This window comes from Pseudomonas sp. BN414, assembly GCF_029871275.1.
Taxonomy (GTDB): domain Bacteria; phylum Pseudomonadota; class Gammaproteobacteria; order Pseudomonadales; family Pseudomonadaceae; genus Metapseudomonas; species Metapseudomonas resinovorans_C.
In genome coordinates, this window is the sequence record NZ_SSOL01000074.1 from 56,708 (window position 1) to 81,372 (window position 24,665).

Annotated in this window: 22 protein-coding genes; 17 read left to right on the plus strand and 5 right to left on the minus strand. The window is 64.8% G+C overall.

The annotated features are described in order from the left end of the window. Positions 1 to 664 precede the first annotated feature (664 nt). The 8 genes from E8E95_RS21665 (at position 665) to E8E95_RS21700 (ending at position 9,604) form a co-directional block, all read left to right on the plus strand. Positions 665 to 1,450: an MBL fold metallo-hydrolase gene (locus tag E8E95_RS21665; RefSeq protein ID WP_280353786.1), complete on the plus strand. Its 786-nt coding sequence runs from the start codon at positions 665 to 667 to the stop codon at positions 1,448 to 1,450. A gap of 106 nt (positions 1,451 to 1,556) precedes the next feature. Then, entirely contained in the window at positions 1,557 to 2,669 is a 1,113-nt protein-coding gene (locus E8E95_RS21670; protein ID WP_280353787.1) for a serine hydrolase, read from the plus strand. Continuing rightward, a complete protein-coding gene (locus E8E95_RS21675) occupies positions 2,666 to 2,998 on the plus strand; it encodes an amidase (protein ID WP_179060404.1) in 333 nt (110 codons plus the stop codon). Before E8E95_RS21670 ends, E8E95_RS21675 begins: the two co-directional genes overlap by 4 nt. Before the next feature lie 204 nt (positions 2,999 to 3,202). Further along, a complete protein-coding gene (locus tag E8E95_RS21680; protein WP_280353790.1) occupies positions 3,203 to 4,414 on the plus strand; it encodes a M20 aminoacylase family protein in 1,212 nt (403 codons plus the stop codon). A gap of 27 nt (positions 4,415 to 4,441) precedes the next feature. After that, complete coding sequence (locus tag E8E95_RS21685) at positions 4,442 to 5,767, plus strand: citrate-proton symporter (RefSeq protein WP_280353792.1); 1,326 nt, start codon at positions 4,442 to 4,444, stop codon at positions 5,765 to 5,767. Next, positions 5,768 to 7,249, plus strand: coding sequence for an amidase (locus tag E8E95_RS21690; protein ID WP_280353794.1), 1,482 nt, complete (start codon positions 5,768 to 5,770; stop codon positions 7,247 to 7,249). A gap of 79 nt (positions 7,250 to 7,328) precedes the next feature. Next, positions 7,329 to 8,108: an IclR family transcriptional regulator gene (locus tag E8E95_RS21695; RefSeq protein WP_280353795.1), complete on the plus strand. Its 780-nt coding sequence runs from the start codon at positions 7,329 to 7,331 to the stop codon at positions 8,106 to 8,108. A 188-nt stretch (positions 8,109 to 8,296) separates the two neighbouring features. Continuing rightward, a complete protein-coding gene (locus E8E95_RS21700; protein ID WP_280353797.1) occupies positions 8,297 to 9,604 on the plus strand; it encodes an OprD family outer membrane porin in 1,308 nt (435 codons plus the stop codon). A gap of 144 nt (positions 9,605 to 9,748) precedes the next feature. Here E8E95_RS21700 and E8E95_RS21705 read toward each other — a convergent pair whose 3' ends face one another. Continuing rightward, positions 9,749 to 10,597, minus strand: coding sequence for an ATPase (locus E8E95_RS21705; RefSeq protein WP_280353799.1), 849 nt, complete (start codon positions 10,595 to 10,597; stop codon positions 9,749 to 9,751). 289 nt (positions 10,598 to 10,886) lie between these two features. Between E8E95_RS21705 and E8E95_RS21710 the strand changes: the two genes are divergently transcribed. After that, positions 10,887 to 11,165: a hypothetical protein gene (locus E8E95_RS21710; protein ID WP_218649326.1), complete on the plus strand. Its 279-nt coding sequence runs from the start codon at positions 10,887 to 10,889 to the stop codon at positions 11,163 to 11,165. On the opposite strand, the gene E8E95_RS21715 is transcribed toward E8E95_RS21710, so the two are convergent. Together E8E95_RS21715 and E8E95_RS21720 are read right to left on the minus strand one after the other, a co-directional pair. Further along, positions 11,162 to 12,151 carry an NAD-dependent epimerase/dehydratase family protein gene (locus tag E8E95_RS21715; RefSeq protein WP_280353802.1) on the minus strand — a complete coding sequence of 330 codons (990 nt, stop codon included), beginning with the start codon at positions 12,149 to 12,151 and terminating at the stop codon, positions 11,162 to 11,164. The two genes, E8E95_RS21710 and E8E95_RS21715, sit on opposite strands and share 4 nt — an antisense overlap. A gap of 126 nt (positions 12,152 to 12,277) precedes the next feature. Continuing rightward, positions 12,278 to 13,174 (minus strand): LysR family transcriptional regulator ArgP, encoded by an 897-nt coding sequence (locus tag E8E95_RS21720; protein WP_280353804.1) that lies wholly within the window; start codon positions 13,172 to 13,174, stop codon positions 12,278 to 12,280. Positions 13,175 to 13,274: 100 nt separating this feature from the next. On the opposite strand from E8E95_RS21720, the gene E8E95_RS21725 reads away from it, so the two are divergent. The 4 genes from E8E95_RS21725 (at position 13,275) to E8E95_RS21740 (ending at position 17,435) form a co-directional block, all read left to right on the plus strand. Further along, positions 13,275 to 13,682: an ACT domain-containing protein gene (locus tag E8E95_RS21725; RefSeq protein WP_280353805.1), complete on the plus strand. Its 408-nt coding sequence runs from the start codon at positions 13,275 to 13,277 to the stop codon at positions 13,680 to 13,682. Between the two features lie 5 nt (positions 13,683 to 13,687). Beyond that, complete coding sequence (locus tag E8E95_RS21730; RefSeq protein WP_280353807.1) at positions 13,688 to 14,290, plus strand: LysE/ArgO family amino acid transporter; 603 nt, start codon at positions 13,688 to 13,690, stop codon at positions 14,288 to 14,290. A gap of 210 nt (positions 14,291 to 14,500) precedes the next feature. Next, a complete protein-coding gene (sodB, locus tag E8E95_RS21735; protein WP_077526681.1) occupies positions 14,501 to 15,082 on the plus strand; it encodes a superoxide dismutase [Fe] in 582 nt (193 codons plus the stop codon). 286 nt (positions 15,083 to 15,368) lie between these two features. Further along, a complete protein-coding gene (locus tag E8E95_RS21740; RefSeq protein ID WP_280353809.1) occupies positions 15,369 to 17,435 on the plus strand; it encodes a GGDEF domain-containing phosphodiesterase in 2,067 nt (688 codons plus the stop codon). Positions 17,436 to 17,540: 105 nt separating this feature from the next. Here E8E95_RS21740 and E8E95_RS21745 read toward each other — a convergent pair whose 3' ends face one another. Next, positions 17,541 to 18,446 (minus strand): GIDE domain-containing protein, encoded by a 906-nt coding sequence (locus E8E95_RS21745; protein WP_280353810.1) that lies wholly within the window; start codon positions 18,444 to 18,446, stop codon positions 17,541 to 17,543. Position 18,447: 1 nt separating this feature from the next. Continuing rightward, positions 18,448 to 19,020 carry a LemA family protein gene (locus tag E8E95_RS21750; RefSeq protein ID WP_077526676.1) on the minus strand — a complete coding sequence of 191 codons (573 nt, stop codon included), beginning with the start codon at positions 19,018 to 19,020 and terminating at the stop codon, positions 18,448 to 18,450. Positions 19,021 to 19,222: 202 nt separating this feature from the next. Here E8E95_RS21750 and E8E95_RS21755 point away from each other — a divergent pair, with 202 nt between their 5' ends. From E8E95_RS21755 to E8E95_RS21770, 4 genes are all read left to right on the plus strand, one after another. After that, positions 19,223 to 20,557 carry an imelysin family protein gene (locus E8E95_RS21755; protein WP_179060417.1) on the plus strand — a complete coding sequence of 445 codons (1,335 nt, stop codon included), beginning with the start codon at positions 19,223 to 19,225 and terminating at the stop codon, positions 20,555 to 20,557. 293 nt (positions 20,558 to 20,850) lie between these two features. Next, the gene (locus E8E95_RS21760) at positions 20,851 to 22,278 is read left to right on the plus strand and encodes a di-heme oxidoredictase family protein (RefSeq protein ID WP_280353811.1); all 1,428 of its coding nucleotides are present in this window, start codon (positions 20,851 to 20,853) and stop codon (positions 22,276 to 22,278) included. A 10-nt stretch (positions 22,279 to 22,288) separates the two neighbouring features. Further along, positions 22,289 to 23,353, plus strand: coding sequence for an imelysin family protein (locus E8E95_RS21765; protein ID WP_280353812.1), 1,065 nt, complete (start codon positions 22,289 to 22,291; stop codon positions 23,351 to 23,353). Between the two features lies 1 nt (position 23,354). Next, entirely contained in the window at positions 23,355 to 24,449 is a 1,095-nt protein-coding gene (locus tag E8E95_RS21770) for a DUF1513 domain-containing protein (RefSeq protein ID WP_280353813.1), read from the plus strand. Positions 24,450 to 24,665: the final 216 nt, after the last annotated feature.

The window sequence follows — 24,665 nt, forward strand, 5'->3', positions numbered from 1 at the left end:
CCGGCCCTTGGCATGGCCTGATTCCCGTAGGTTGTGGCAGAGCGCAGCGAAGCCCAACAAGCAGCCGCGCGGACCTTTCGAGTTGGGCTTCGCGTAGCTCAGACCAACCTACAAAAGCCAGTTCACGATTGAAGCTGCCGGCGCTTGGCATGGCCTGATTTCCGTAGGTTGTGGCAGAGCGCAGCGAAGCCCAACAAGCAACCACGCGGACCTTTCGTGTTGGGCTTCGCGTAGCTCAGACCAACCTACAAAAGCCAGTTCGCGATTGAAGCTGCCGGCCCTTGGCATGGCCTGATTCCCGTAGGTTGTGGCAGAGCGCAGCGAAGCCCAACAAGCAACCGCGCGGACCTTTCGAGTTGGGCTTCGCACAGCTCAGCCCAACCTACAAAAGCCAATTCGCGATTGAAGCTGCCGGCGCTTGGCATGGCCTGATTTCCCGTAGGTTGTGGCAGAGCGCAGCGAAGCCCAACGAGCAGCCGCGCGGACCTCTCGAGGTGGGCTTCGCATAGCTCAGCCCAACCTACAAAAGCCAGCGGCGCATTCATTCGCGCTTGAAATCGCCCCCCACAAAAAGCACGGCCTGCCAGTCTGAATTGACTCAAGTCAGCACTCGTCCTTCAGAAATGCCTTACATCTGCGCGTCGCTTTTCCTATCGAGGTTTACATGCGTCGCGAACCCATCGTGCTGTTCGACAACGGCTCCCACCAATGCCTGATGTTCGACGACCTGGTCAGCGGCGACGGCGTGCAGTCCAACCAGTTCCTGATCACCGACCACGAGCAGTACCTGCTGCTGGACCCGGGCGGCGACCTGACCTACACCCCGCTGTCACTGGAGCTGTCCAAGCACATGCCGGTGCAGGACCTGACCTACATCTTCGCGTCCCACCAGGACCCGGACATCATCGCGTCCCTCGACAAATGGCTGCTGCATACCCGCGCACGGGTGATCTGCTCCAAGCTCTGGGCGCGCTTCCTGCCCCACCTGACCGCCAACTACCTGGCCATCAGCCACGGCATTTCCACCTACGACCGCATCATCGCCCTGCCCGATCGCGGCCAGTCCATCAACCTGGGCCGCTGCCAGCTCAAGGCCGTGCCGGCGCACTTCCTCCATTCGGTGGGCAACTTCCAGCTCTATGATCCGGTCAGCCGCATCCTCTTCTCCGGCGACATGGGGGCGTCCCTGGTGGACGACGCCACGCCGGTGCGCGATTTCGTCAACCACGTGCCGAACATGGAAGGCTTCCACCGCCGCTACATGGCCAGCAACAAGGTCTGCCGACTCTGGGCTGACATGGTGCGCGGCATGGACGTGGAGATGATCGTCCCGCAGCACGGCCGTCCCTTCGTTGGCCAGGAAATGATCAGCGCCTTCCTCTACTGGATCGAGAACCTGGAATGCGGCCTCGACCTGCTCGGCCCGGACGACTACCGGTTGCCGCGCTGAACTGACTTATCGCGCCGAATAGCCACAGCAGCCGGCGCGTTCGGCGCTTTTTACCGTCACAAAGGCCGTGCTAGGTTCGCCCTTCGAAACCAGAAGAGGCCGAACAATGCCCATCCCCGTTCTACGACCGCTGACCATGGCGCTCGGCTTGCTGGCCGGCCTGGCCCAGGCTGAATCCTGGCCCGCCGCCGACTGGCAGCAAGCCCCGGCGCCCAGCACCGCCGCCGTGCAGGCCCTCGAGTCCTATGCCTTCCCGCAGCGCGATGATGCCGGCCGCAAGGGCGTGCGCACCGATGCCGTGGTGGTGATCCGCGATGGCGAGCTCATCTACGAGCACTACGCCGGCCCCACCCGCGCAGACACCCCGCACCTCACCTGGTCGGTGAGCAAGAGCCTGCTGGCCTCCGTCCTCGGCGTCGCCTATGGCGAGGGTCGCTTCAAGCTGGACGAGCCGGTTTCGCGTTACTACCCGGCGTTCGCCGGTCACTCCAATGTCCAGCTCGACCATCTGCTGCACTGGGCCTCCGGGCTCGCCTGGCAGGAGGACTACGAGTACGCCCCGCTGAAGTCCTCGGTGGTCGCCATGCTCTATACCCGTGGCCGCGGCGATATGGCTGCGTTCGCCGCTGCACACCCGCTGGATGCGGTGCCCGGCAAGCGCTTCCGCTACTCCAGCGGCGACACCAACGTACTGTCGGCCACGCTGCGCGGCATGGTCGGCGAGAAGGCCTATGCGGAGTACCCGTGGACGGCGCTGTTCGAGCCCCTGGGCATTCGCTCGGCCGTCTGGGAAACCGACGCGGCCGGAACCTACGTTGGTTCCTCCTACAGCTACCTGACGGCCCGCGACCTGGCCCGCGTTGGCCTGCTGATGCAGCGCGGCGGTCGCTGGGGCGAGCGCCAGCTCCTGCCGACGGACTGGGTCGCCTTCAACCGCAAGCCCTTCGCCCACTATCGCCCCGACCCGGCCAAGCCCGGAGAGGCCGTACCCGGCGGCCACTGGTGGCTCAACGCCCAGATCGAGGGCAGCGCCAAACCCTGGCCGGACGCCCCGGAAGATGCCTTCGCCGCCCTCGGCCACTGGGGTCAGGCACTGTACGTGCTGCCCAGCCAGAAACTGGTGATCGTGCGCTACGCCGATGATCGCGACGGCAGCTACCACCACAACGACTTCCTCAAGCTGGCCCTGGCCGCATTCGCCCCGGAGGTGCAGCCGTGATCGCCCGTCGCCCCGTTCTCAGCCTGCTGGTGCTCGCGCTCATCCTGCTGGCCGCCCTGGCCTGGCAGAATCGCCAGCACCTGGCGGCCTTCCCTGACATCATCAGCGCCTACACCGCCAAGGAGTACTGCTCCTGTCGCTACGTGATGGGCAACGACGCCGATTACTGCCAGGGCTATGTGAAGCAATACGTGCCTACCAGCGGTTTCCTCGACGACGCCGAGCACAAGCGCGTGACCGCCAGCGGCCTCGGACGCAGCAGCACCGCCGCGTGGGTCAGCCCGCACCAGGGTTGCCGGCTCATGCCCGAGGCAAACAGCACGCTCTGACGCGTTGGCCTTCGTGGACTCAGACCAACCTACGGAACGCCCCGACGTCCCCGTAGGTTGCGGCTGAGCGGAGCGAAGCCCAACACTGCTCTTCCCCTGTTCCACCCTGTGGAACCACCTTCGATTGTTCTCCTTTCCTCCTCGCGGTTAGCTGAAGGCCAGCCGCGAAAGGCGGTTGCCGCCCCAACGAGGAGAACAACAACAATGACCCGTTACGCCCATATCCAGGCCTGGCTCGACGACATCGACGCCGACCTGAAGGCACTGCGCCAGGACATCCACGCCCACCCCGAACTCGGCTTCGAAGAGCAGCGCACCTCAGCCCTGGTCGCCCGCCTGCTGACGGAGTGGGGCTACGAGGTGCACAGCGGCATCGGCCGCACCGGCGTGGTCGGCGTGCTGCGCAATGGCGATTCTCGCCGCACCCTCGGCCTGCGCGCCGACATGGATGCCCTGCCCATCGTCGAGAACACCGGCCTCGCGTACAGCAGCTGCCACGCGGGTCGCATGCATGCCTGCGGCCACGACGGGCACACGGTCATGCTGCTGGGCGCTGCGCGCTACCTGGCCGCGACCCGCAATTTCCAGGGCACCCTCAACCTGATCTTCCAGCCTGCCGAGGAAGGCCAGGGTGGCGCCGAAGCCATGCTCGAAGACGGCCTGCTGGAACGCTTCCCCTGCGAAGCGCTGTTCGGCATGCACAACATGCCGGGCCTGGAAGCCGGCCACCTGTGCTTCCACGCAGGTCCGCTGATGGCCTCCCAGGACCTGTTGGAAGTGGTGATCGAAGGCGTCGGTGGCCACGGCTCCATGCCGCACCTTTCCGTCGACCCACTGGTGGCCGCTTCCAGCACTGTGATGGCGCTGCAGACCGTGGTCGGCCGCAACGTTGATCCGCAACAGGCGGCGGTGGTCACCGTCGGCGCCCTGCAGGCCGGCGAGGCGGCCAACGTGATTCCACAGAAAGCGCTGCTGCGCCTCAGCCTGCGCGCCCTGGACGCCCAGGTACGCGAACAGGTCCTGGAGCGCGTGAACGCGATCATCCACAGCCAGGCCGAAAGCCTCGGCTGCCGCGCCAGCATCGAACATCGTCCGGCCTACCCGGTGCTGATCAACAGCGCGGCGGAAACCGACTTCGCCCGGCGTATCGGTATGGAGCTCGCGGGTGCCGGCCAGGTACTGGAAGCCCCGACCGTGATGGGCAGCGAAGACTTCGCCTGGATGCTCCAACGCTGCCCCGGCAGCTACCTCTTCATCGGCAACGGCAGCGGTGCCGGGCGGCCGATGGTCCACAACCCCGGATACGACTTCAACGACGAAATCCTGGTGCGCGGCGCCGCGTACTGGGCCGCGCTGACGGAAACCTGGTTCCAGGACTCCGTCGCGCCTTCCCAGGCTTCTGCCACTGCCGCCTAGCCCAACACCCGTTTCCGGAGATTCCCCATGCACGCTTCCCACAGCGGAACCTCGCGCGCCCGCCAGGTGACCGCCGCCGTCATCGGCAACGCGCTCGAGTGGTACGACTTCATCGTCTACGGCTTCCTGTCCAGCATCATCGCCCGGCTGTTCTTTCCCTCCAACAGCGAATACGCCTCGCTGCTGATGGCCCTGGCCACCTTCGGCGTGGGCTTCTTCATGCGGCCGGTGGGCGGCGTGCTGCTGGGCATGTATGCCGATCGCAAGGGCCGCAAGGCTGCCATGCAACTCATCATCCTGCTGATGACCCTGTCCATCGCCCTCATCGCCTTCGCCCCCGACTACGCCGCCATCGGCATCGGCGCACCGCTGCTGATCGTCATCGCGCGCATGCTGCAAGGCTTCGCCACCGGCGGCGAGTACGCCAGCGCCACGGCCTTCCTGGTGGAAAGCGCGCCCGCCAACCGCCGGGGTCTCTATGGCGCCTGGCAACTGTTCGGCCAGTGCCTGGCGGTGTTCGCCGGCGCGGGCATGGGCGCCCTGGTGACCCACAGCCTCTCCCCTGAAGCGCTGGACAGCTGGGGCTGGCGGGTTCCGTTCATCCTTGGCCTGCTGATCGGCCCGGTGGGACTGTGGATGCGTCGCCACATGGAAGAAACCGAAGCCTTCATCGATGCCCAGCACGAACACAAGGGCGAATCCTTCAGCCTGTTGCGCGTGGTGCGCGAACATCGTCGCGCGGTGCTGGCGACCATGGGCGGCACCATCAGCGGCACCGTGGCCTTCTATGTGGTGCTGGTGAACATGCCCACCTTCGCCCACAAGCAACTCGGTCTGCCGCTGGACCAGGTGTTCATGGTGCAGATGCTGGCCGTAGCGCTGATGACCGTCATCATCCCGCTGTCCGGTGCCCTGTCGGACCGCATCGGCCGGCGACCGGTACTGTTCGGCGGTACCCTGGCGTTCTTCCTGCTGGTCTACCCGCTGTTCTCCTGGGTCGCGGAGGCCCCCAGCCTGGAACGTCTGTTGGTGATGCAACTGCTGCTCTGCTCGATGATCGGCGTGTTCTACGGCCCAGCGCCCACCGCCGTGGCCGAGCAGTTCCCCACCCGCGTGCGCTCAACCGGCCTGGCGTTCGCGTACAACGTCGCCGTCATGCTGTTCGGCGGCTTCGCGCCGTTCATTGTCACCTGGCTGACCCAGGTCGGCGGCACCCCGGTGGCTCCTGCCTACTACGTGCTCTTCGCCTCATTCGTCGGCCTCGTTGCCACCTGTTACCTGCGCGAAGGCGCGCCCGCCGCCCTGGAACGCCGCCAACGCCGCGACCTGCTCGCCACTGCCCGGAGCCTGTGAATGACCCGTTTCGAAACCAACCTCCCCCACGCCACCCTGCAGCAGGAAATCGTCGCGCTGGACGCCCTGCCGCTGTCGGAGGCCATCCGCTCGCGTCAGGTGTCCTGCCGTGAGGTGATGCAGGCCTACCTGGAACAGATCGACCGCTTCAATCCCAGGGTCAATGCGCTGGTTGCGCTGCGTCCCGCCGAGGCGCTGCTGGCCGAAGCCGATGAGCGCGATCGCCAGTTGGCCCGGGGACAATGGCTGGGCTGGATGCACGGCATGCCCCAGGCGGTGAAGGACCTCGCTGCCTGCGCCGGCCTGCCGACCAGCATGGGCTCGCCACTGTTCGCAGGACTTGTCGCCCAGCACGACGCCATCGCCGTTTCGCGGGTGCGCGCCGCCGGGGCGGTCTTCATCGGCAAGAGCAATGTCCCGGAGTTCGGGCTGGGTTCGCAGAGCTACAACAGCGTCTTCGGCACGACCGGTAATGCCTACGACCCGAGTCTTTGCGCCGGCGGCAGCAGCGGCGGCGCGGCGGCAGCCCTGGCCCTGCGCCTTCTGCCGGTGGCCGACGGCAGCGACATGATGGGTTCGCTGCGCAATCCAGCGGCCTTCAACAACGTCTACGGCCTGCGCCCGTCCCAGGGGCGCGTGCCCTTCGGGCCCACGCCCGAGCTGTTCGCCCAGCAGCTGGGAACGGAAGGCCCCATGGGCCGCAGCGTGGCCGATGTGGCAGCGCTGCTGCGAACCCAGGCCGGCCCTCATCGCGCTACGCCACTGGCCCTTTCCAGCACGGCCGACCTGATCGGGCCGCTGCAGCGGGACGTCGCCGGCGCGCGTATCGGCTGGCTGGGCGATCTGAACGGTCGCCTGCCAATGGAACCCGGCGTACTGGCCCTGTGTGAAGGCGCCCTGGCGGATTTCCGCGACCTCGGTTGCGTGGTCGAGGACTGCTTGCCGGCGTTCGACATGGACCGGCTATGGCGCTGCTGGCTCGTGCACCGACAGTGGTTGGTGGGCGGCAGCCTCGGCGCCGCCTACGCCGATCCATCCCGGCGCGCACTGCTCAAGCCCGAGGCCGTGTGGGAAGTGGAAAGCAGCCTTGGCCTCAGTGCCGCGGACGTGTATCAGGCGTCGGTCGACCGCAGCGACTGGTACCGGGCGGTGGAAAAACTCTTCGAGCGTTACGACTTCCTGCTGCTCCCGAGTGCACAGGTGTTTCCTTTCGATGCAACGCTGCACTGGCCCAAGGCCATAGCGGGCCAGGAAATGGACACCTACCACCGCTGGATGGAGGTGGTGATCGGCGCCACCCTGGCGGGCATCCCGGCGATGAGTGTGCCGATCGGTTTCAACGCCGCCGGCCTGCCCATGGGCCTGCAGATCATGGGCCCGGCGCAGGCCGACCTGGCGGTGCTGCAACTCGCCCACGCCCACGAGCAGCTCACCCAATGGGTGCGCAATTGCCCACCGCCGTTGCTCAAAGAGGCTGAATAAGCCAATGGACGGCATCTCCGGCGCCTTCGGGTCCCGATCTTGCAGCGTTTTCGGAACGCACATCCGGGAGGCACGGCAGGTGGCGGACACGCAAGGTAAAGACGATGGCGGCACGGTGAGGTCGGTGGAGCGCGCGCTGGCAATCGTCGAGCTATTGGGCGAGCACCAGGAACTGGGGCTGGAAGAGCTGCATTACCTCACGGGACTGCCCAAGGCGACTGTGTCGCGCCTGCTGCATACCCTGCAGGAGCAGGGATGGCTCTATCGTGGCCTGTGCGACCGTCGCTATCGCCTGTGCTCCCGCCGCCTGTTCGGCAACCCCACCCAGCGCTTCAGCCGGCTCCTTGTCGAGCAGGCCGCACCGCTGCTGCTGGAGCTGAGCGAGAGCACCGGGCTGGTGGCCGACCTGTCGTACTTCGACGGCGACGAACTGCACGTGATGGAAAGCTCCATTCCGGAAGTGCTGCGCAAGCGATACCCGGGCAATCGCCTGGTGATCGGGTTGCGCGCCAGCCTGTTCCATTCGGCCATGGGCAAGGCGTGCCTCGGCGAGTTGGACAGTGCCGAGGTCCAGCGCCTGGCGCACCACCACCGAATCAGCGGCGACGATCTGCTGCGGGCTCACGAACAGGCGCACAACCGGGGCTTCGGCGAGCGCACCGAAGGCTCATGGGAATACGCGATACGCCTGCCCTTCCTGATCCGCGCCGTGGCATTGCCGATACTCAGCCAGGGACGTCTGGTGGGCAGCATCGCCCTGCACTGGCCACGCGATACCAACAGTGTCGAAAGCGTGCAGGAGCGCCATCTCGGAAAACTCGCCAATACCGTCAGCCAGTTGCAGCACAATCTCGGCTGAGCGTGCACTTGACCCACTCGATGAAAAGTATTCGCCGGCAACTTCGGCGGACTCTTCTCATTCGCGTTTTGAATTGTGATTCCACAGCGCGGAACCCAATTGAATTGCCCTTTATTCGCGTGAATCGACAATAGACCACGACCCGAAAACCGGTCTTTTCGTCATAACACAAGAATAAAGGTGATGAGATGTGCAGAGTTCGCTGCGAGTATCTGGCAGGGATTGCCGGACTCTTACTGGCAGGAAGTGCAAGTGCCGACGGTTTTATCAACGACAGCATCACGACAGTTCGCTACAGCCAGTTCTATTGGAAGGAAAACAACGGCGATGGTGTCGGCCCCACCCGCGACGAATGGGTCCAGGGAACCCAGTTCAGTTTCAATTCCGGCTGGTACCGGGATGTGCTGGGCGTGGATTACAGCTACGGCCTGGCCGATGATCTGCGCATCGGCGACGAGGCCAACAGCATCAGCAACCTCGAACCCGACCATTCGGTGCAGTCGCCCCACGGCCTGGCCAAGCCCCTGGAGGCCTACCTGCGCGGCCGCCTCCAGGGCGACGCGGGCGAGCTGGTGGTGGGCGGTGGCAAGAAGGTGCGCCGCTACGCCCAATACTTCGACGACGCCACCCGCATCCTTCCCGCCGGCACCACAGGCCTGGATGCGGATTACCGCATCGGCGGCCTGAACCTGCGTTACAGCCGGGTGAACCAGTTCAGTCCGCGCAACGAGAATGGCTGGGGAGACGACCTGAGCAACTTCCGCGGCGAGCAGATCGACCAGCTCCAATTATTCGCCCTTGCCTATCAAATGCCGTTCGGCAGCCGGCTGCTGGCCGAGTATTCCGAGTCCGAGCGCTATCTGCGAGCCGCCTCCGTCAAGCTGGAACATAGCTTCGACCTGGGTGCCGGCCGCTTTATCGACCTCTACGCCACCCACGGTATGCAGCAGGATGCCGGCGACCTGTTCGATTACCAGGGAGTACCCGGACTCTATGAAGCGGAAACCTCCCACGACGCGCGCTATATCGATCTTTCCGCGAAGTACCGTACGGCAAATTATTACGCCGGCATGACTTACAACAAAGTGCGAGGGGACGACTTCGATCGGTTATTCTTCAGCAAGGATCATGGCGCCTGGAACAGCAGTGCAAAATTGTTCTATTTCTTCGGCGTGGAAGATGAGGAAATGTTCAAACTTGTGGGCGGCACTGACTTCAGCGCAGTTGGCATTCCACAACTCCGACTGGATATGCACTACGCCTTTTCTGATCACGCAGCCGGTTACGACGGATTCTCCCGCCGGGAATTCCAGAGTGTGCTGCAGTACGGTTTCACGGGGGTTCTAAAAGGCTTGAGCCTGGTGTGGCTGCACAACGAATTTCATACCAAGGGGCAACCGGACGGCATCGAGCGCACCACCACGTCACGTGGACCGGCGGGGATCATCACTCACAATGCAGAGCGGTTTTATCTGAATTACGTCTTCAGGCTCTGAAGCGCACACCGGGGTAGGAGCCAGCTTGCTGGCGAATGGGCGCCCCGCTGGAACTGTTCGCGAGCAAGCTCGCTCCTACGCAAGCCAGAACGACAGAGCCCCCGGACCTCGCGGTCCGGGGGCTCTTGCGTTGCATAGGCAATCTCAGCGCGTATTGAGCTGCTGCTGCAGATTCTGCACCTGGCTTTGCAGGGTGCTGATATTGCGCGTCATCTGCGCGCGGAAGGCGTCGAACTCCGCAGTGCTGGCGCCCTGGGACGGAGCCGGGCGGTTGTCCAGTTCGCTGCGCAGCACCAGCAGATCCTGCTCCAGGCCCTTGATCGCCTGGTTCGGGTTGCCCTGCTTCTTGAGCGCCTCGACATCACTGCCCAAACCCTTCAGGCGGCTGTCGAACTGGGCCATGTCACCCTGCGCGGCCTTGAGCTTGCCCTGTTCGCTGGCCAGACCGTCGAGTTTGCTGGCCAGTTGGCTGCCCACCTGGGTCGCGGCGCCCTGGGCGGCCTTCACATCCGCTGCGAGCTGATCCACACGCTTGCCCTGGCTGCCCAGCTGAGCGCTGGCGGCCTGCTGTTGCTTGGCCAGCTCGATCACCTTGGCCTGCAACTGCTTGATCTGCAGCTTCGTGGACTCACTGCCGCTGGTCACGCTGGACTCGGTCGCCACCACCTTGCCGGTGATGTCCTGAATGCGGCCGGCCGCCTCTTCGCTGATCCGGGCGAAGCTTTCCTGGGTCGCCACCAGTTGCTGCTCCATCAGGCTGATCTGCTGGAAGCTCCACCAGCCCAGGCCGGCGAGGGCGACGACCAGGGCGACCACCAGGGCCCACAGCGGCCCAGTGCTGGCGCCCTTGCTCACGGGAGCGGCGGTTGAATAACCATTGTTGTGGCGATGCACGGGCTCGGTCACCGGGTGATGGCCGAACTCGTCGCGATCACGGGCATCGGTAGTCAGGCTGGGGACATCATCCACTTCGTCGAGAGCGTCGTTGCGCATTGGGGGACCTTTGGAGAGAAACACAAAACCGCGAATGGCCGGAAGTATACCGGTTCCAACGGCGGTCTTCAGCGTCGCGCCACGGCGGTGCGGGGTGCACTGCGCAGGGGCGGCGACATTCGATTGACCACGCCAGGGCCCAGCAGTTCCGGGCTTTCCAGCCTGGTACGGGGCTTGCTAGCCAGTAGCCAGCCCCGGCACGGGGCCATGCCAGGAAATCGCCATCCGGAGCCGACGGCTCCGCCAGGCTCCCGCTCTTCGCCATGAAGCGCAGGAGCACACTTCGACCATGGGGGAAGAAGGAGTGGAATTGACCAAGGCTGTGCTGGATTGCATGCAGACCCTGCGGCGCCAGCTTCGTGACGAACAGGCTGTGGATATCCGCCTCAGCCAGCCCGACGCCATCCTGTCCATGCTCAACGCCTGCGCCGAATCCCAGCGCGACGCCACCCGCGAGCTGGGCGAACACCTCAGTATCCTGACCGGCATTCGCCTCAAGCCGCCGGTGCTCAGCGAGGAAGAACTGGTGCGCAAGTACACCCAGTACGCCGGTCCGTTGCGTGGTTAAGGCTGCTGGGCGCCCCACCAGGCACAGAATTCATCCAGCGCGGTCCAGACGCTCACCCGCGGGTCGTAGTCCAGGTTCTGCCGCGCGCGGCTGATATCCAGGGAGAAGTCCTTGGCCATCACCGCCACGGCCAGGCGATACAACGATGGCTCCGGCCGCCCCGGCAGAATCCGGCAGACCGACTCGTTCACGAGCGCGGCGCTGTAGGCCAGGCCATAGGGAACATGCCGGGTCACCTGGGGGACACCCAGCTTGCGCAGCACATAGTTGATGACGTCCCAGATCGGCACCGGCTGGCCATTGCTGATGTTGTAGACCTGCCCGAGCGCCGGGCCGGCGGCCAGAAGGCCGCTGAGCAGGGCGTCGTTGAGGTTCTGCACGCTGGTGAAGTCGACCTTGTTCAGGCCGTTGCCGATGATCTTCAGGCGGCCCTTGCGCTGCATGGCGATGAGTCGCGGAAAGATGCTGGTATCCCCGGCACCCGTGACGAAACGCGGACGGAAGGCGATCACTTCGAGGCCGAATTCTTCGGCGGCGAACACCTTCTGCTCGGCCAGGTACTTGGTGGCGCCGTAATGATCGGAAAAACGCTTGGGCACCTGTTCTTCCCGGATGCCAACATGGGAGCGGCCATCGAAGTAGATCGAGGGCGAGGACAGGTGCACCAGGCGCTTCACCCGCTGCTTCAGGCAGGCTTCGACCACATTTTCAGTGACCTGGACGTTGGCCTGGTGGAAGTGCTCGTACTTGCCCCAGACGCCGACCGCGCCGGCGCAATGCACCACGGCATCGACGTCGTCGCACAGGCGCAGTGCCAGGTCAGTGTCCGACAGGTCGCCCTGGACGAATTCGGCACCGCGCTTGACCAGATGCTCCACGCCCTCCGGCCGGCGCCCGTTCACCCGCACATCGAGCCCCTGCTCAAGCGCGAAACGGGCGAAACGCCCACCGATGAAGCCACTCGCCCCTGTCACCAGAATCTTCATCTATGGTCCCCTGCCATACGTCGTGATGCCCGCGACTCTAGCAGCCCTGGCGTCTGCCAGGTGTGGCGTCGCGAGCCAATAGAACGACTCTGAACGCTATCCCCGGCCATCGTTCCCGCTGTGCCGTCAACGCGGCAAAGGCACCAGCCAGCGGCTGGCAGCTGCGGCCAGGTGATCGGTGAGCAGGCCGAGCAGTTCGCCACCATGGCGCCAGTGGTGCCAATAGAGCGGTACGTCGATGGGCTGGTCAGGAATCAGCTCCTGCAACTCGCCCCGCGCCAGTTGCGCCCCAACCTGCTGCTCCGGCACCAGCCCCCAGCCGAGACCGCCCTCGGCCAGGCGCACGAAGCCTTCCGATGAGGGGCAGAGGTGATGGACGAAGCCCCCCTCGACTCCCAGCGCTGCCAGGTAACGGTGCTGCAGCAAGTCATCCGGGCCGAACACGATGGCCGGCGAGCGGGCCAATGCCCGGGGCGTAACGCCCTTGGGGAAATGCCGCTCGATGAATGCCGGGCTGGCCAGGGCGCGGTAGCGCATGGCGCCGAGCGGCAGGCTGCGGGCGCCGGCCACCGGACGTTCCGCGGCGCAGACACAGGCCGCCACCTCACCGGCACGCATGCGCTTGAGACCGACTTCCTGGTCTTCCATCACCAACTCCATCAGCACCCGCTGCTCAGCGCAGAAATCCCCCACGGCGGCGGCCCACCAGGTCGCCAGGCTGTCGGCGTTGAGGGCGATGCGCAGGCGCTCCGGCATGTCGCCCTGCTCGAGCGCCGGCACCTGTCGTTGCAGATCGCGCTCCAGCAAACGCACCTGCTGCACATGGTTGAGCAGGCGCGTGCCCACTTCGGTCGGCGCCGGCGGCGTGGCACGCACCAGCACCGGCTGGCCGACCCGCGCTTCCAGCAGTTTGATCCGCTGCGACACGGCGGACTGCGACAGTCCCAACAACTGGGCCGCACGCTCGAAACCACCCTGCTCCACCACGGCCGCCAGGGCGGCCAGCAATTTGTAGTCGAACAAATCAGTTTTCCTAATGAGAGATCAGCATGATTCGTTTTCCTTATACAGCCTCACGCCGCAGACTCGCCACATCCCAAAACGTCGTAGCGAAGGAAGCACCATGGCCGGCGAAACCGCACTTTCCACCCTGATCCGCAACATGTCGCCGCACCTCAATCCCGGCCAGTACGTGTTCTGCGCCCTGGACGACGCCGCCCGCCTGCAAGGCAGCGTGCCGCTCGGCAGTTTCCGCGAGCGCGAAGGACTGACCGTGATCCTGGAACGTAGCGAAGCCGAACGCCTGGGCCTGACCTACGACTACAGCGCCGCCTGGATCACCCTCGAAGTGCATTCCTCCCTGAGCGCAGTGGGCCTGACCGCGTCCTTCGCCGGCGCCCTGGCTCAGGCCGGTATCAGCTGCAACGTGGTGGCGGGCTATTTCCACGATCACCTGTTCGTCGCCAGCGCCGATGCCGAACGCGCCGTTTCTACCCTGCGGGCCCTGGCGGCCAACGCCCAGGCGGAGTGAGCACCATGTGGCAGAGCTATCTGAACGGAATACTCGTGGCTGCGGGCCTGATCATCGCCATCGGCGCACAGAACGCCTTCGTCCTCGCCCAAAGCCTGCGCCGCGAACACCACCTGCCCGTGGCAGCCCTTTGCGTGCTTTGTGATGCGTTGCTGGTCAGCGCCGGCGTCTTCGGCCTGGCCACCCTGCTGGCGCAGAACCCCGTGCTGCTGGCCGTCGCCCGCTGGGGTGGCGTGGCCTTCCTGCTCTGGTATGGCGTTCAGGCGCTGCGCCGCGCGGTGAAGCCCGGCATCCTCGACCAGTCCGGCGAAACCGGACCGCGTTCGCGCCGTACAGTGCTGCTGGCGGCCCTGGCGGTCACCCTGCTCAACCCCCACGTCTACTTGGACACCGTCCTGCTGATCGGCTCCCTCGGCGCCCAGCAAACCGTCCCCGGCGCCTATGCCCTGGGCGCTGCCAGTGCCTCGCTGGTGTGGTTCTTCGCCATCGCCCTCGGCGCCGCCTGGCTCGCACCCTGGCTCGCACGTCCAACCACCTGGCGTCTGCTCGACCTGGCCGTGGCGGTGATGATGTTTGGCATGGCGGCACAATTGGTGAACGGAATCTGAGTGCGTCGGGTCCAGATGAGATAACCGCGCCAGAGCCCTGGCCGCAGGGCTTAAACCACACAGTTGCTGCGTGGTTAAGCCCCATGCCCGATGCTATGATCCGGACTTCGCGGCAAAAAAGAGTACGAACTCGCAGCCGCTGTTTCGGCCGACCGTGAACGGCCCCGCGCCTGGCGCAAAAATCCCGACCTGATGATGAAGGAGATAGACATGGCTTTCGAATTGCCGCCGCTGCCTTACGAAAAGAACGCCCTTGAGCCGCACCTGTCCGCCGAGACCCTGGAATTCCACCACGGCAAGCACCACAACGCCTACGTGGTAAACCTGAACAACCTGGTTCCGGGCACCGAGTTCGAAGGCAAGAGCCTGGAAGAGATCATCAAGACTTCTTCCGGCGGCATCTTCAACAACGCAGCCCAGATCTGGAACCACACCTTCTACTGGAACTGCCTGAGCCCGAACGGCGGTGGCCAACCCACCGGCGCCCTGGCTGACGCCATCAACGCCGCTTTCGGTTCCTTCGACAAGTTCAAGGAAGAGTTCTCCAAGACTTCCATCGGCACCTTCGGCTCCGGCTGGGGCTGGCTGGTGAAAAAGGCTGACGGTTCCCTGGCCCTGGCCAGCACCATCGGCGCCGGCTGCCCGCTGACCAGCGGCGACACCCCGCTGCTGACCTGCGACGTCTGGGAACACGCCTACTACATCGACTACCGCAACCTGCGTCCGAAGTACGTAGAGGCCTTCTGGAACCTGGTCAACTGGGACTTCGTAGCCAAGAACTACGCTGCCTGAGACCCGCTCCAGCGGTAAGAGAAACCCGGCCATTCGCCGGGTTTCTTCATTTTTGCGCGTCATTCGTCGTCTTGTTGCGGTAAAAGGGAAAAATTGTCGGACACCCCCTCAAGGTCGGACCGGTTCGCACCGACATAAAGGAGAGGGGGAATCGAAGCGGCGATCCCGGCAGTGGATCGATGCATTGAATAGTGGCATACGCATACTGGCCCTTTGACGGCCAGGGTCTGTTTGCCAATACTCACACCCGTCTGACGCCTGGCGGCATCGAACAAGGAATTTCCATTTGAAGCTGGATCTCAAACACAGCTTGTCACTCAAGCTGCTGCGCGTGGTGCTGCTGTCCGCACTGGTAGTCGGTGTGGTGCTGAGCTGCGCGCAGATCGTGTTCGATGTCTACAAGACGCGGCAGGCAGTTTCCAATGACGCCAACCGGATCCTTGGCATGTTCCGCGATCCTTCGACCCAGGCGGTCTACAGCCTGGATCGCGAGATGGGCATGCAGGTGATCGAGGGCCTGTTCCAGCATGAATCGGTGCGCCACGCCTCCATCGGCCATCCCAACGAGCCGATGCTGGCGGAGAAGGACCGGCCACTGATGGAGCTGTCGACTCGCTGGCTGACCGACCCCATCCTTGGCAAGGAACAAACCTTCACCACCCAACTGGTCGGCCGCAGCCCCTACAGCGAGTACTACGGCGACCTCAGCATCACCCTCGATACCGCCCCCTACGGGGAAGACTTCGTCACCAGCTCCGTCATCATCTTCATCTCCGGCGTGCTCCGCGCCCTGGCAATGGGCCTGGTGCTCTACCTCGTGTACCACTGGCTGCTGACCAAGCCGCTGTCGAAGATCATCGAGCACCTCTCCAGCATCAATCCCGACCGGCCCAGCGAACACAAGCTGCCCATGCTCAAGGGCAACGAGAAGAACGAACTGGGCCTGTGGATAAATACCGCCAACGACCTGCTGGCCTCCATCGAACGCAACACCCACCTGCGCCGCGAAGCCGAGAACAGCCTGCTGCGCATGGCCCAGTACGACTTCCTCACCGGCCTGCCCAACCGCCAGCAACTGCAACAGCAACTGGACCAGATTCTCGAAGACGCCGGCCGCCTGCAGCGCCGCGTGGCGGTGCTCTGTGTCGGCCTGGACGACTTCAAGGGCGTCAACGAACAGTTCAGCTACCAGACCGGCGACCAACTGCTGATCGCCCTGGCCGACCGCCTGCGCGGCCACAGCGGCCGTCTCGGCGCCCTGGCGCGCCTGGGTGGCGACCAGTTCGCGCTGGTGCAGGCCGACATCGAGCAGCCCTACGAGGCCGCTGAACTGGCCCAGAGCGTACTGGATGACCTCGAAGTGGCCTTCTCCCTGGAGCAGCAGGAAGTTCGCCTGCGTGCCACCATCGGCATCACCCTCTTCCCGGAGGATGGCGACAGCACCGAGAAGCTGTTGCAGAAAGCCGAGCAGACCATGACCCTGGCCAAGAGCCGCTCGCGCAACCGCTACCAGTTCTACATCGCCAGCGTCGACAGCGAGATGCGCCGCCGCCGCGAACTCGAGAAGGATCTGCGCGAAGCCCTCAACCGTGGCGAGATGCACCTGGTCTACCAACCCCAGGTGGACTACCGCGACCACCGCGTCGTGGGCGTCGAAGCCCTGCTGCGCTGGCAGCATCCGCAGCACGGTTTCGTGCCGCCGGACCTGTTCATCCCGCTGGCCGAGCAGAACGGTTCGATCATTCCCATCGGCGAGTGGGTACTGGACCAGGCCTGCCGCCAGCTTCGCGAATGGCACGACCAGGGTTTCAGCGAACTGCGCATGGCCATCAACCTCTCCACCGTGCAGCTGCACCACGCCGAACTGCCGCGCGTGGTGAACAACCTGTTGCAGGTCTATCGCCTGCCGCAGCGCAGCCTGGAGATGGAAGTCACCGAAACCGGCCTGATGGAAGACATCTCCACCGCCGCCCAGCACCTGCTCAGCCTGCGGCGCTCCGGCGCGCTGATCGCGATCGACGACTTCGGTACCGGCTATTCGTCCCTGAGCTACCTGAAGAGCCTGCCGCTGGACAAGATCAAGATCGACAAGAGCTTCGTGCAGGACGTACTGGAAGACGAAGACGACGCCACCATCGTCCGCGCCATCATCCAGTTGGCGCGCAACCTGGGCATGCAGGTAATCGCGGAAGGTGTGGAGACTGCCGAGCAGGAGGCCTACATCATCGCCCAGGGCTGCAACGAAGGTCAGGGCTACCTCTACAGCAAACCCCTGTCCGCCCGCGAACTCACCCTCTACCTCAAGCAGGCCCGGCGCCTGACCAACGCGGCTTCCAATCCGGCGACGCTCTAGCATAACGATGGGTTTCGCGGGCTCTACCCAGCCTACCGGACGGCGCCTTTATGGCTTTCGTAGGATGCGGTAGAGCGAAGCGAAACCCATCGAGTGGACAGCGGCTCACATGAGCCCAGTAACCCTCAGCACATAGACCGTCGCCACCGCACCACCGACGCAAAGCACCGCGCCGAACAGCGCCTGCCAACGGAACTGCCGGGCGAGCACATCCTCGCCGTGACTGGAGAGCAGGAAGGGTTGCGACTCCACTGGACGGCGCATCTGGTTCACGGCAGGCGCCGCGCTGGTGTGGCGATGGCGATCTTCGGCTTCGAGCTTGGCAGCCAGGCGCACGCGCCCCCACTCCGCCTCGTCCAACTGGCCATCGCCATTGCTGTCGAAGCGTTGCAGCAGGCCGGTGAAATTGCCTTTCCACTCGCGGATCACCGCCCCCTGGGCGGTCGTCAGGTCGAGTCCTTGGCGACCACCGCCACTGGTACGGAAATCGCCGATGGCATACAGCGGCTGGTCGGCATGCAGACGCTCCTCGGTGTAGCGGTACTCGCCGCCAGACAGCCAGCCACTCAAGCCGCCGGAAACCGTTGCACCCCGAGGATGACGCTGATGGCCTTTCCAGACCTCACGGGTGGACGGGCGGACTTCAGCACCGCGAGGATCGATCAGGCATTCTCCCGTGGAGTCGGACAGGCGCAGCCAGGCATCGCTGACTCCGCTGTCTACCACGCGCCAGCTTTTGCTCTTGCCGCTCTCGCTGTACTCCTCGATGCGGTAGCGCCACCAGAGGCAGGGCTTGCCCGTCAGCGGCGCCACCAATGGACCGTCGCCGTTGGGATGGAGCACGCCGTAAAGCTCCACGTAGCCCTGGGCCGCGGAGCGGATCTTCGAGGTCGGCGTATCCAGCAGCAACCGCGCCTGCGCCAGGCGGCGCAGGCACCACCAGCCGCCGCCGGCAAAGGCGCCCAGGCTGAATCCCAGGCTGATTGCCAGCCCGGCTACGTCCACCGCCATATCAGCTGAACAGGCTCTTGAGGTCGACGTCGGCCTTCTCTGCCTCGCTGAACTCCAACAGCTCGGCGGCCTTGAAACCGAACAGGCCGGCGATGATCACGTCCGGGAATTGCTCGATGCGCACGTTGTTCAGGTTCACCGCCTCGTTATACAGCTCGCGGCGATCGGCGATGCCGTTCTCCAGGCCGCTGATGCGCTGCTGGAGGAACTGGAAGCTCTCGTTGGCTTTGAGTTGCGGATAGTTCTCCGCCAGGGCGAAGAGCTGCCCGAGGCCGGCACGCAGGCCGCTCTCGGCCTGGCCGAGGGCACCGATGTCGCCCTTCTCGCGGGCACTGGCCACCGCATTGCGCGCCGCAATCACGCGCTCCAAGGTGGTGCGCTCGTGCTGCATGTACTGCTTGCAGGTTTCCACCAGCTTGGGCAGTTCGTCATGCCGCTGCTTGAGGAGCACCTCGATGTTCGACCAGGCCTTGCCGACACCGTGCTTGAGGCGCACCAGTGCGTTGTAGAGGATCACCGCATAGGCGGCGACAAGTAGCAGGACCACGATCAGGGCGACGCTGGTCAGACTCATGCAGGCTTCTCCTTCAGGCTGCGGGTCATGGGGGCTGCGGCGATTCTAATGGCGTTTGGCCAAGGATGCGGAGACCTCGTACTCAGCTGTTGCAAAACGCCCGAGAACAGCCTTTCCAAAAATGAAAATCTTTCGCATTATGTTGCGGTTTTCATTTGCGCAACTTCACATTGCCATCACCCAGAAGCAAAGGACCTCGCCCATGATTCGTAAGCCCCTGGCTGCCGCCAGCCTGCTCGCCGTCGCCATTGCCCTCGCCGGTTGCGGTGACGACAAGAAAGAAGCTGCAGCACCGCAAGCCACCGCACCGGCCACCACTGCCGCCGCCCCGGCTGCAACCGCCAAGGTCGACGAGGCCGAGGCCAAGAAAGTCGTTGCTCACTATGCCGACCTCGCCCTCGCCGTCTTCACCGACGCGCACGCCACTGGCGTGAACCTGCAGAAGGCCGTTGACGCCTTCCTCGCCAAGCCTGACGCCGACACCCTGAAGGCCGCCCGTGAAGCCTGGCTGGCCGCTCGCGTCCCGTACATGCAGACCGAAGTGTTCCGCTTCGGCAACCCGGTGGTCGACGACTGGGAAGGCCAGCTGAACGCCTGGCCGCTGGATGAAGGCCTGATCGACTACGTCGCTGGCGACTACCAGCACGCCCTGGGCAACCCCGGCGCCACCGCCAACATCATCGCCAACACCACCATCCAGGTCGGCGAAGAGAAGCTCGACGTCACCGAAATCACCGGTGAGAAGCTGGCCAGCCTGAACGAGCTGGGCGGTTCCGAAGCCAACGTTGCCACTGGCTACCACGCCATCGAATTCCTCCTCTGGGGCCAGGACCTGAACGGTAGCGGCCCGGGCGCCGGCAACCGTCCCGCCACCGACTACGTGGTCGGCGAAGGCGCCACCGGCGGCCACAACGAGCGTCGCCGCCAGTACCTGAAGGCCGCGACCGACCTGCTGGTTTCCGACCTCGAGTTCATGGTTGGCCAGTGGAAGTCGGGCGTAGCCGACAACTACCGCGCCAAGCTGGAAGCCGAACCGGCCGAAGCCGGCCTGCGCAAAATGCTGTTCGGCATGGGCAGCCTGTCCCTCGGCGAACTGGCTGGCGAGCGCATGAAGGTCGCCCTGGAAGCCAACTCCACCGAAGACGAGCACGACTGCTTCAGCGACAACACCCACAACTCGCACTTCTACAACGGCAAGGGCATCCGCAACGTCTACCTGGGCGAGTACAAAAAGGTCGACGGCACCACCCTGACCGGTCCGAGCCTGTCCTCCCTGGTGGCCAAGGCTGACGCCCAGACCGACACCACCCTGAAGGCCGACCTGGAAGCCACCGAAGGCAAGCTGCAAGCCCTGGTGGACAGCGCCAACAAGGGCGTGCACTTCGACCAACTGATCGCCGCCGACAACACCGCCGGCCAGCAACTGGTTCGTGACGCCATTGCCTCCCTGGTCAAGCAGACCGGTGCCATCGAGGATGCCGCTGGCAAACTCGGCATCACCGACCTGAAGCCGGACAACGCCGATCACCAGTTCTGATCGACGCAGCGGTAACCAGAAGCGGATGCGGCCCAGTGCCGCATCCGCTTTTTTGTTTCCAGCTGGTGGGCTGCTTTTTCTGTGGGGGCGAATTCATTCGCTAAGGTGCGCGCAGCGCCCCCCAATAGGACCTTAGGGCAGGCCTTCGGCCTGCTTAGCGAATGAATTCGCCCCCACAATAATCCCCCATAGGCTTTGGCTTCAGAATGTAAGCCAAACGCAAATCCCTCTTATTCAGAGCCCTCAGTCCTGATAAGCTTGCCGGCCTGTTTATTGTCGACCGGACCCCGCCAATGCTCGCTCCACCGGCCTTTCGCCGCCTGTCGCCCCTGCTGCTGGCCCTTGGCCTCAGTGCTTGTGACGACGCGCCGAGGTTCACCCAGGCCGAGCCCGGCGAGCACCTGCCCGGCGGCGCAGCGACGGTCCGCCAGTTCGACCACAACGCCTTTTCCATGCCCTCGGCCAACCTGACGCCTTCGCGCAGGCTGGACTTCAGCGTGGGCAACAGCTTTTTTCGCAATCCCTGGGTGATCGCCCCCGCCACCACCACGGCGCGTGATGGCCTCGGCCCGCTTCTCAATACCAATGCCTGCCAGAACTGCCACGTGAAGGACGGCCGCGGCCACCCGCCAGCCGCCGGCGCCAACAATGCCGTGTCGATGCTGGTACGCCTGTCGATCCCGGCTGACGCCTCGGCCGAACACGCACGGCAGCTCGAACGCCTGGGCGTGGTGCCGGAGCCGGTCTACGGTGGCCAACTGCAGGACGTGTCGATTCCCGGGGTCGCGCCCGAGGGCAAGGTACGCGTCAGCTATGACCCCGTGCCTGTGACCTTCGCCGACGGCACGACGGTGGAATTGCGCAAGCCCCGCCTGGAAATCTCCCAGCTCGGCTATGGCGCGATGCATCCCGACACGCTGTTCTCCGCGCGCATCGCCCCGCCCATGATCGGCCTGGGCCTGCTGGAAGCGATTCCGGAAGCGGCGATACTCGCCAATGCCGACCCCGATGACTCCAACGGCGATGGCATCCGCGGTCGCCCCAACCAGGTCTGGGACGATGTCGCCGGCAAAACGGTGATCGGTCGCTTCGGCTGGAAGGCCGGACAGCCGAACCTGAATCAACAGAATTTTCACGCCTTCTCGGGTGATATGGGCCTGACCACCACTTCCCTGCCGAAGGACGACTGCACGGCGACACAGACCGCCTGCAAGGCCGCAGTGAGTGGTGGCGAGCCGGAAGTCAGCGACAACATCCTGTCCCTCGTACTGTTCTACACCCGCAACCTGGCCGTACCGGCCCGCCGCGACGTGGACAGCACAAAGGTGCTGGAAGGCAAGGGCCTGTTCCACCAGGCCGGTTGCCAGTCCTGTCATACCCCGAATTTCACCACTGCGGCCGATGCCGCCGAACCCGAGCTGGCCAACCAGGTGATCCGCCCTTACAGCGACCTGCTGCTCCACGACATGGGCGAGGGCCTGGCCGACGGCCGCGCCGAGTTCCAGGCCACCGGCCGCGACTGGCGCACGCCGCCGCTCTGGGGCATCGGGCTGACCGAAACCGTGAGCGGCCATACCCAGTTCCTGCATGACGGCCGCGCACGCAACCTGCTGGAGGCCGTTCTCTGGCACGGCGGCGAAGCGGAAGCGGCGAAGCAGAAGGTCCTCAAATACGACGCCGAGCAGCGTGCCGCGCTGCTGGCCTTCCTGAATTCCCTATAAGGAGCCCTGCATGTTCCGTCCCAAACTGCTGTTCACCAGCCTCGCCGCCCTGGCCCTGGGTGCCTGCGCCCCGCAGGACCCGCAAGCGCAGACCGCCTCTGCCCTGGCCAAGGACGTGATCCTGCCGACCTACAGCCGTTGGGTCGAAGCGGACCGCCAGCTCGCTGCCAGCGCCCTGGCCTTCTGCTCCGGCAAGGAAGACCTGGCCAAGGCCCGCGCCGACTTCCTCGCAGCGCAGAAAGCCTGGGCTGAACTGCAGCCGCTGATGGTCGGGCCGCTGGCCGAAGGCAACCGCGCCTGGCAGGTGCAATTCTGGCCCGACAAGAAGAACCTGGTCGGTCGCCAGGTGGAGCAACTGGTCAAGGCCCAGCCCAACGTCGACGCCACCTCCCTGGCCAAGGCCAGCGTGGTCGTCCAGGGCCTGTCCGCCTACGAATACATCCTCTTCGACAGCAACCTGGACATGGCCGACAGCGCCCAGAAGGCACGCTACTGCCCGTTGCTGCAGGCCATCGGTGAGCGCCAGAAGTCCCTGGCCGAGGAAATCCTCACCCGCTGGAACAGCAAGGACGGCATGCTCGACCAGTTGAGCAAGTTCCCCAACCAGCGCTATGCGGACTCCCACGAAGCCATCTCCGAGCTGCTGCGCGTCCAGGTCACCGCCCTGGATACCCTGAAGAAGAAACTCGGCACCCCCATGGGCCGCCAGACCAAGAGCCTGCCGCAGCCGATGCAGGCTGACGGCTGGCGCAGCGACTCCTCCCTGGAAAGCCTGAGCGCCAGCCTGGCCAGCGCCGAGGCCCTGTGGCTGGGCAAGGACAAGCACGGCATCCGCAGCCTGCTGGGCGACGACCAGAAAGCCCTGGCCGAGAAGATCGACGCCGGCTACAGCGAAGCTCGCGGCAAGCTGAGCGCCATCAAGCAGCCGCTCAGCGAACTGCTGGCCAGCGAAGACGGCCTCAAGCAGCTCAACGAGTTCTACGACAGCCTCGACCGCGTTCAGCGCCTGCACTCCGGCGAACTGGCCAAGGCCCTGAATGTGCAACTCGGCTTCAACGCCAACGACGGTGACTGAGATGCTCCGCCGTCAGGTACTCACCCTCGCCAGCCTGTTGCTCGGTGCCGTTGGCCTGGGCGGCTGGACCCTGAGCCGCAAGGGCGAATCGCCCCTGCTGCTCTCCGCTCGCGACGATGCCGACGGCCACCATTACGCCGTGGGCTACCGCCTGGACGGAACGCAGGTATTCGCCACCCGTGTCGGCCAGCGGTGCCACGACATCGTCGAGCATCCCAGCGAACCGGTGGCGCTTTTCGTGGCCCGTCGCCCTGGTACCGAAAGCTACCTGGTGGATCTGCGCGACGGCCGCCTGCTGCAGACGCTGACTTCGCAAAAGGACCGCCACTTCTATGGCCATGGCGTCTGGCATCGCGACGGCGAATGGCTCTACGCCACCGAAAACGACACCACCGATCCGGGCCGGGGCATGCTCGGCCGCTACCGCTATCAGTCCGGTCAATTGATCCACGACGGGGAGCTTTCCACCCACGGCCTGGGCCCGCACCAGGTGTCCTGGATGCCCGACGGCGAAACTCTGGTGGTGGCCAACGGCGGTATCCGCACCGAGGCCGAAAGCCGCGTGGAAATGAACCTCGACGCCATGGAGCCGAGCCTGGTGCTGATGCGTCGCGACGGCAGCCTGCTGTCGAAGGAAACCCTGCCGCAACAGATGAACAGCGTCCGTCACCTCGCCATTGGCGCCGACGGCACCATCGTCGCCGGCCAGCAGTACATGGGCGATGCCACCGATCGGGCCGATCTGGTCGCCATCAAGCGTCCCGGCCAGCCCTTCCAGCCCTTCCCGCTGGAGGACGAACAGCGCCTGGCGATGGTCCAGTACACCGCCAGTGTCGCCATCCACGACGAGCTGCGCCTGGTCGCCCTCACCGCACCACGAGGCAACCGTTTCTTCATCTGGGACCTGGACAGCGGAGCCGTACGCCTCGACGCACCGCTGCCGGATTGCGCCGGCGTCGGCGCGGTGAAGGATGGCTTCGTCGTCACTTCTGGCCAGGGCCGTTGCCGCGTCTACGACTGCCGCAGCGAACAGATCACCGTCGCGCCGCTGCAACTGCCGGCCAGTTTCTGGGACAACCACCTGCACCTGGCCTGATCGGCCGGCGCAAACCATAACCTGTAGGAGCGAGCTTGCTCGCGAACAGTCCGAGCACATTCTTCGCGAGCAAGCTCGCTCCTACAGAGTCCCCATTTCAAAGCCCCGCCATTCCTGGCTTACTGGCACTTCCGTACCCCACAAATTCCCTGCCTGCGCCCTTCAGCGGCACCTCGCCGTGCCGACTAAGTGAATGCCTGCCCGACACGCCCCAAC

Excerpts from the sequence above, each read along its gene's own strand:
- E8E95_RS21760 (WP_280353811.1), top strand. The coding sequence starts at position 20,851 with ATGCTCGCTCCACCGGCCTTTCGCCGCCTGTCGCCCCTGCTGCTGGCC.
- E8E95_RS21670 (WP_280353787.1), top strand. The coding sequence starts at position 1,557 with ATGCCCATCCCCGTTCTACGACCGCTGACCATGGCGCTCGGCTTGCTG.
- E8E95_RS21745 (WP_280353810.1), bottom strand. The coding sequence starts at position 18,446 with ATGGCGGTGGACGTAGCCGGGCTGGCAATCAGCCTGGGATTCAGCCTG.
- E8E95_RS21680 (WP_280353790.1), top strand. The coding sequence starts at position 3,203 with ATGACCCGTTACGCCCATATCCAGGCCTGGCTCGACGACATCGACGCC.
- E8E95_RS21730 (WP_280353807.1), top strand. The coding sequence starts at position 13,688 with ATGTGGCAGAGCTATCTGAACGGAATACTCGTGGCTGCGGGCCTGATC.
- E8E95_RS21765 (WP_280353812.1), top strand. The coding sequence starts at position 22,289 with ATGTTCCGTCCCAAACTGCTGTTCACCAGCCTCGCCGCCCTGGCCCTG.
- E8E95_RS21770 (WP_280353813.1), top strand. The coding sequence starts at position 23,355 with ATGCTCCGCCGTCAGGTACTCACCCTCGCCAGCCTGTTGCTCGGTGCC.
- E8E95_RS21690 (WP_280353794.1), top strand. The coding sequence starts at position 5,768 with ATGACCCGTTTCGAAACCAACCTCCCCCACGCCACCCTGCAGCAGGAA.
- E8E95_RS21750 (WP_077526676.1), bottom strand. The coding sequence starts at position 19,020 with ATGAGTCTGACCAGCGTCGCCCTGATCGTGGTCCTGCTACTTGTCGCC.
- E8E95_RS21705 (WP_280353799.1), bottom strand. The coding sequence starts at position 10,597 with ATGCGCAACGACGCTCTCGACGAAGTGGATGATGTCCCCAGCCTGACT.
- E8E95_RS21725 (WP_280353805.1), top strand. The coding sequence starts at position 13,275 with ATGGCCGGCGAAACCGCACTTTCCACCCTGATCCGCAACATGTCGCCG.
- E8E95_RS21710 (WP_218649326.1), top strand. The coding sequence starts at position 10,887 with ATGGGGGAAGAAGGAGTGGAATTGACCAAGGCTGTGCTGGATTGCATG.
- sodB (WP_077526681.1), top strand. The coding sequence starts at position 14,501 with ATGGCTTTCGAATTGCCGCCGCTGCCTTACGAAAAGAACGCCCTTGAG.
- E8E95_RS21685 (WP_280353792.1), top strand. The coding sequence starts at position 4,442 with ATGCACGCTTCCCACAGCGGAACCTCGCGCGCCCGCCAGGTGACCGCC.
- E8E95_RS21715 (WP_280353802.1), bottom strand. The coding sequence starts at position 12,151 with ATGAAGATTCTGGTGACAGGGGCGAGTGGCTTCATCGGTGGGCGTTTC.
- E8E95_RS21700 (WP_280353797.1), top strand. The coding sequence starts at position 8,297 with ATGTGCAGAGTTCGCTGCGAGTATCTGGCAGGGATTGCCGGACTCTTA.
- E8E95_RS21665 (WP_280353786.1), top strand. The coding sequence starts at position 665 with ATGCGTCGCGAACCCATCGTGCTGTTCGACAACGGCTCCCACCAATGC.
- E8E95_RS21755 (WP_179060417.1), top strand. The coding sequence starts at position 19,223 with ATGATTCGTAAGCCCCTGGCTGCCGCCAGCCTGCTCGCCGTCGCCATT.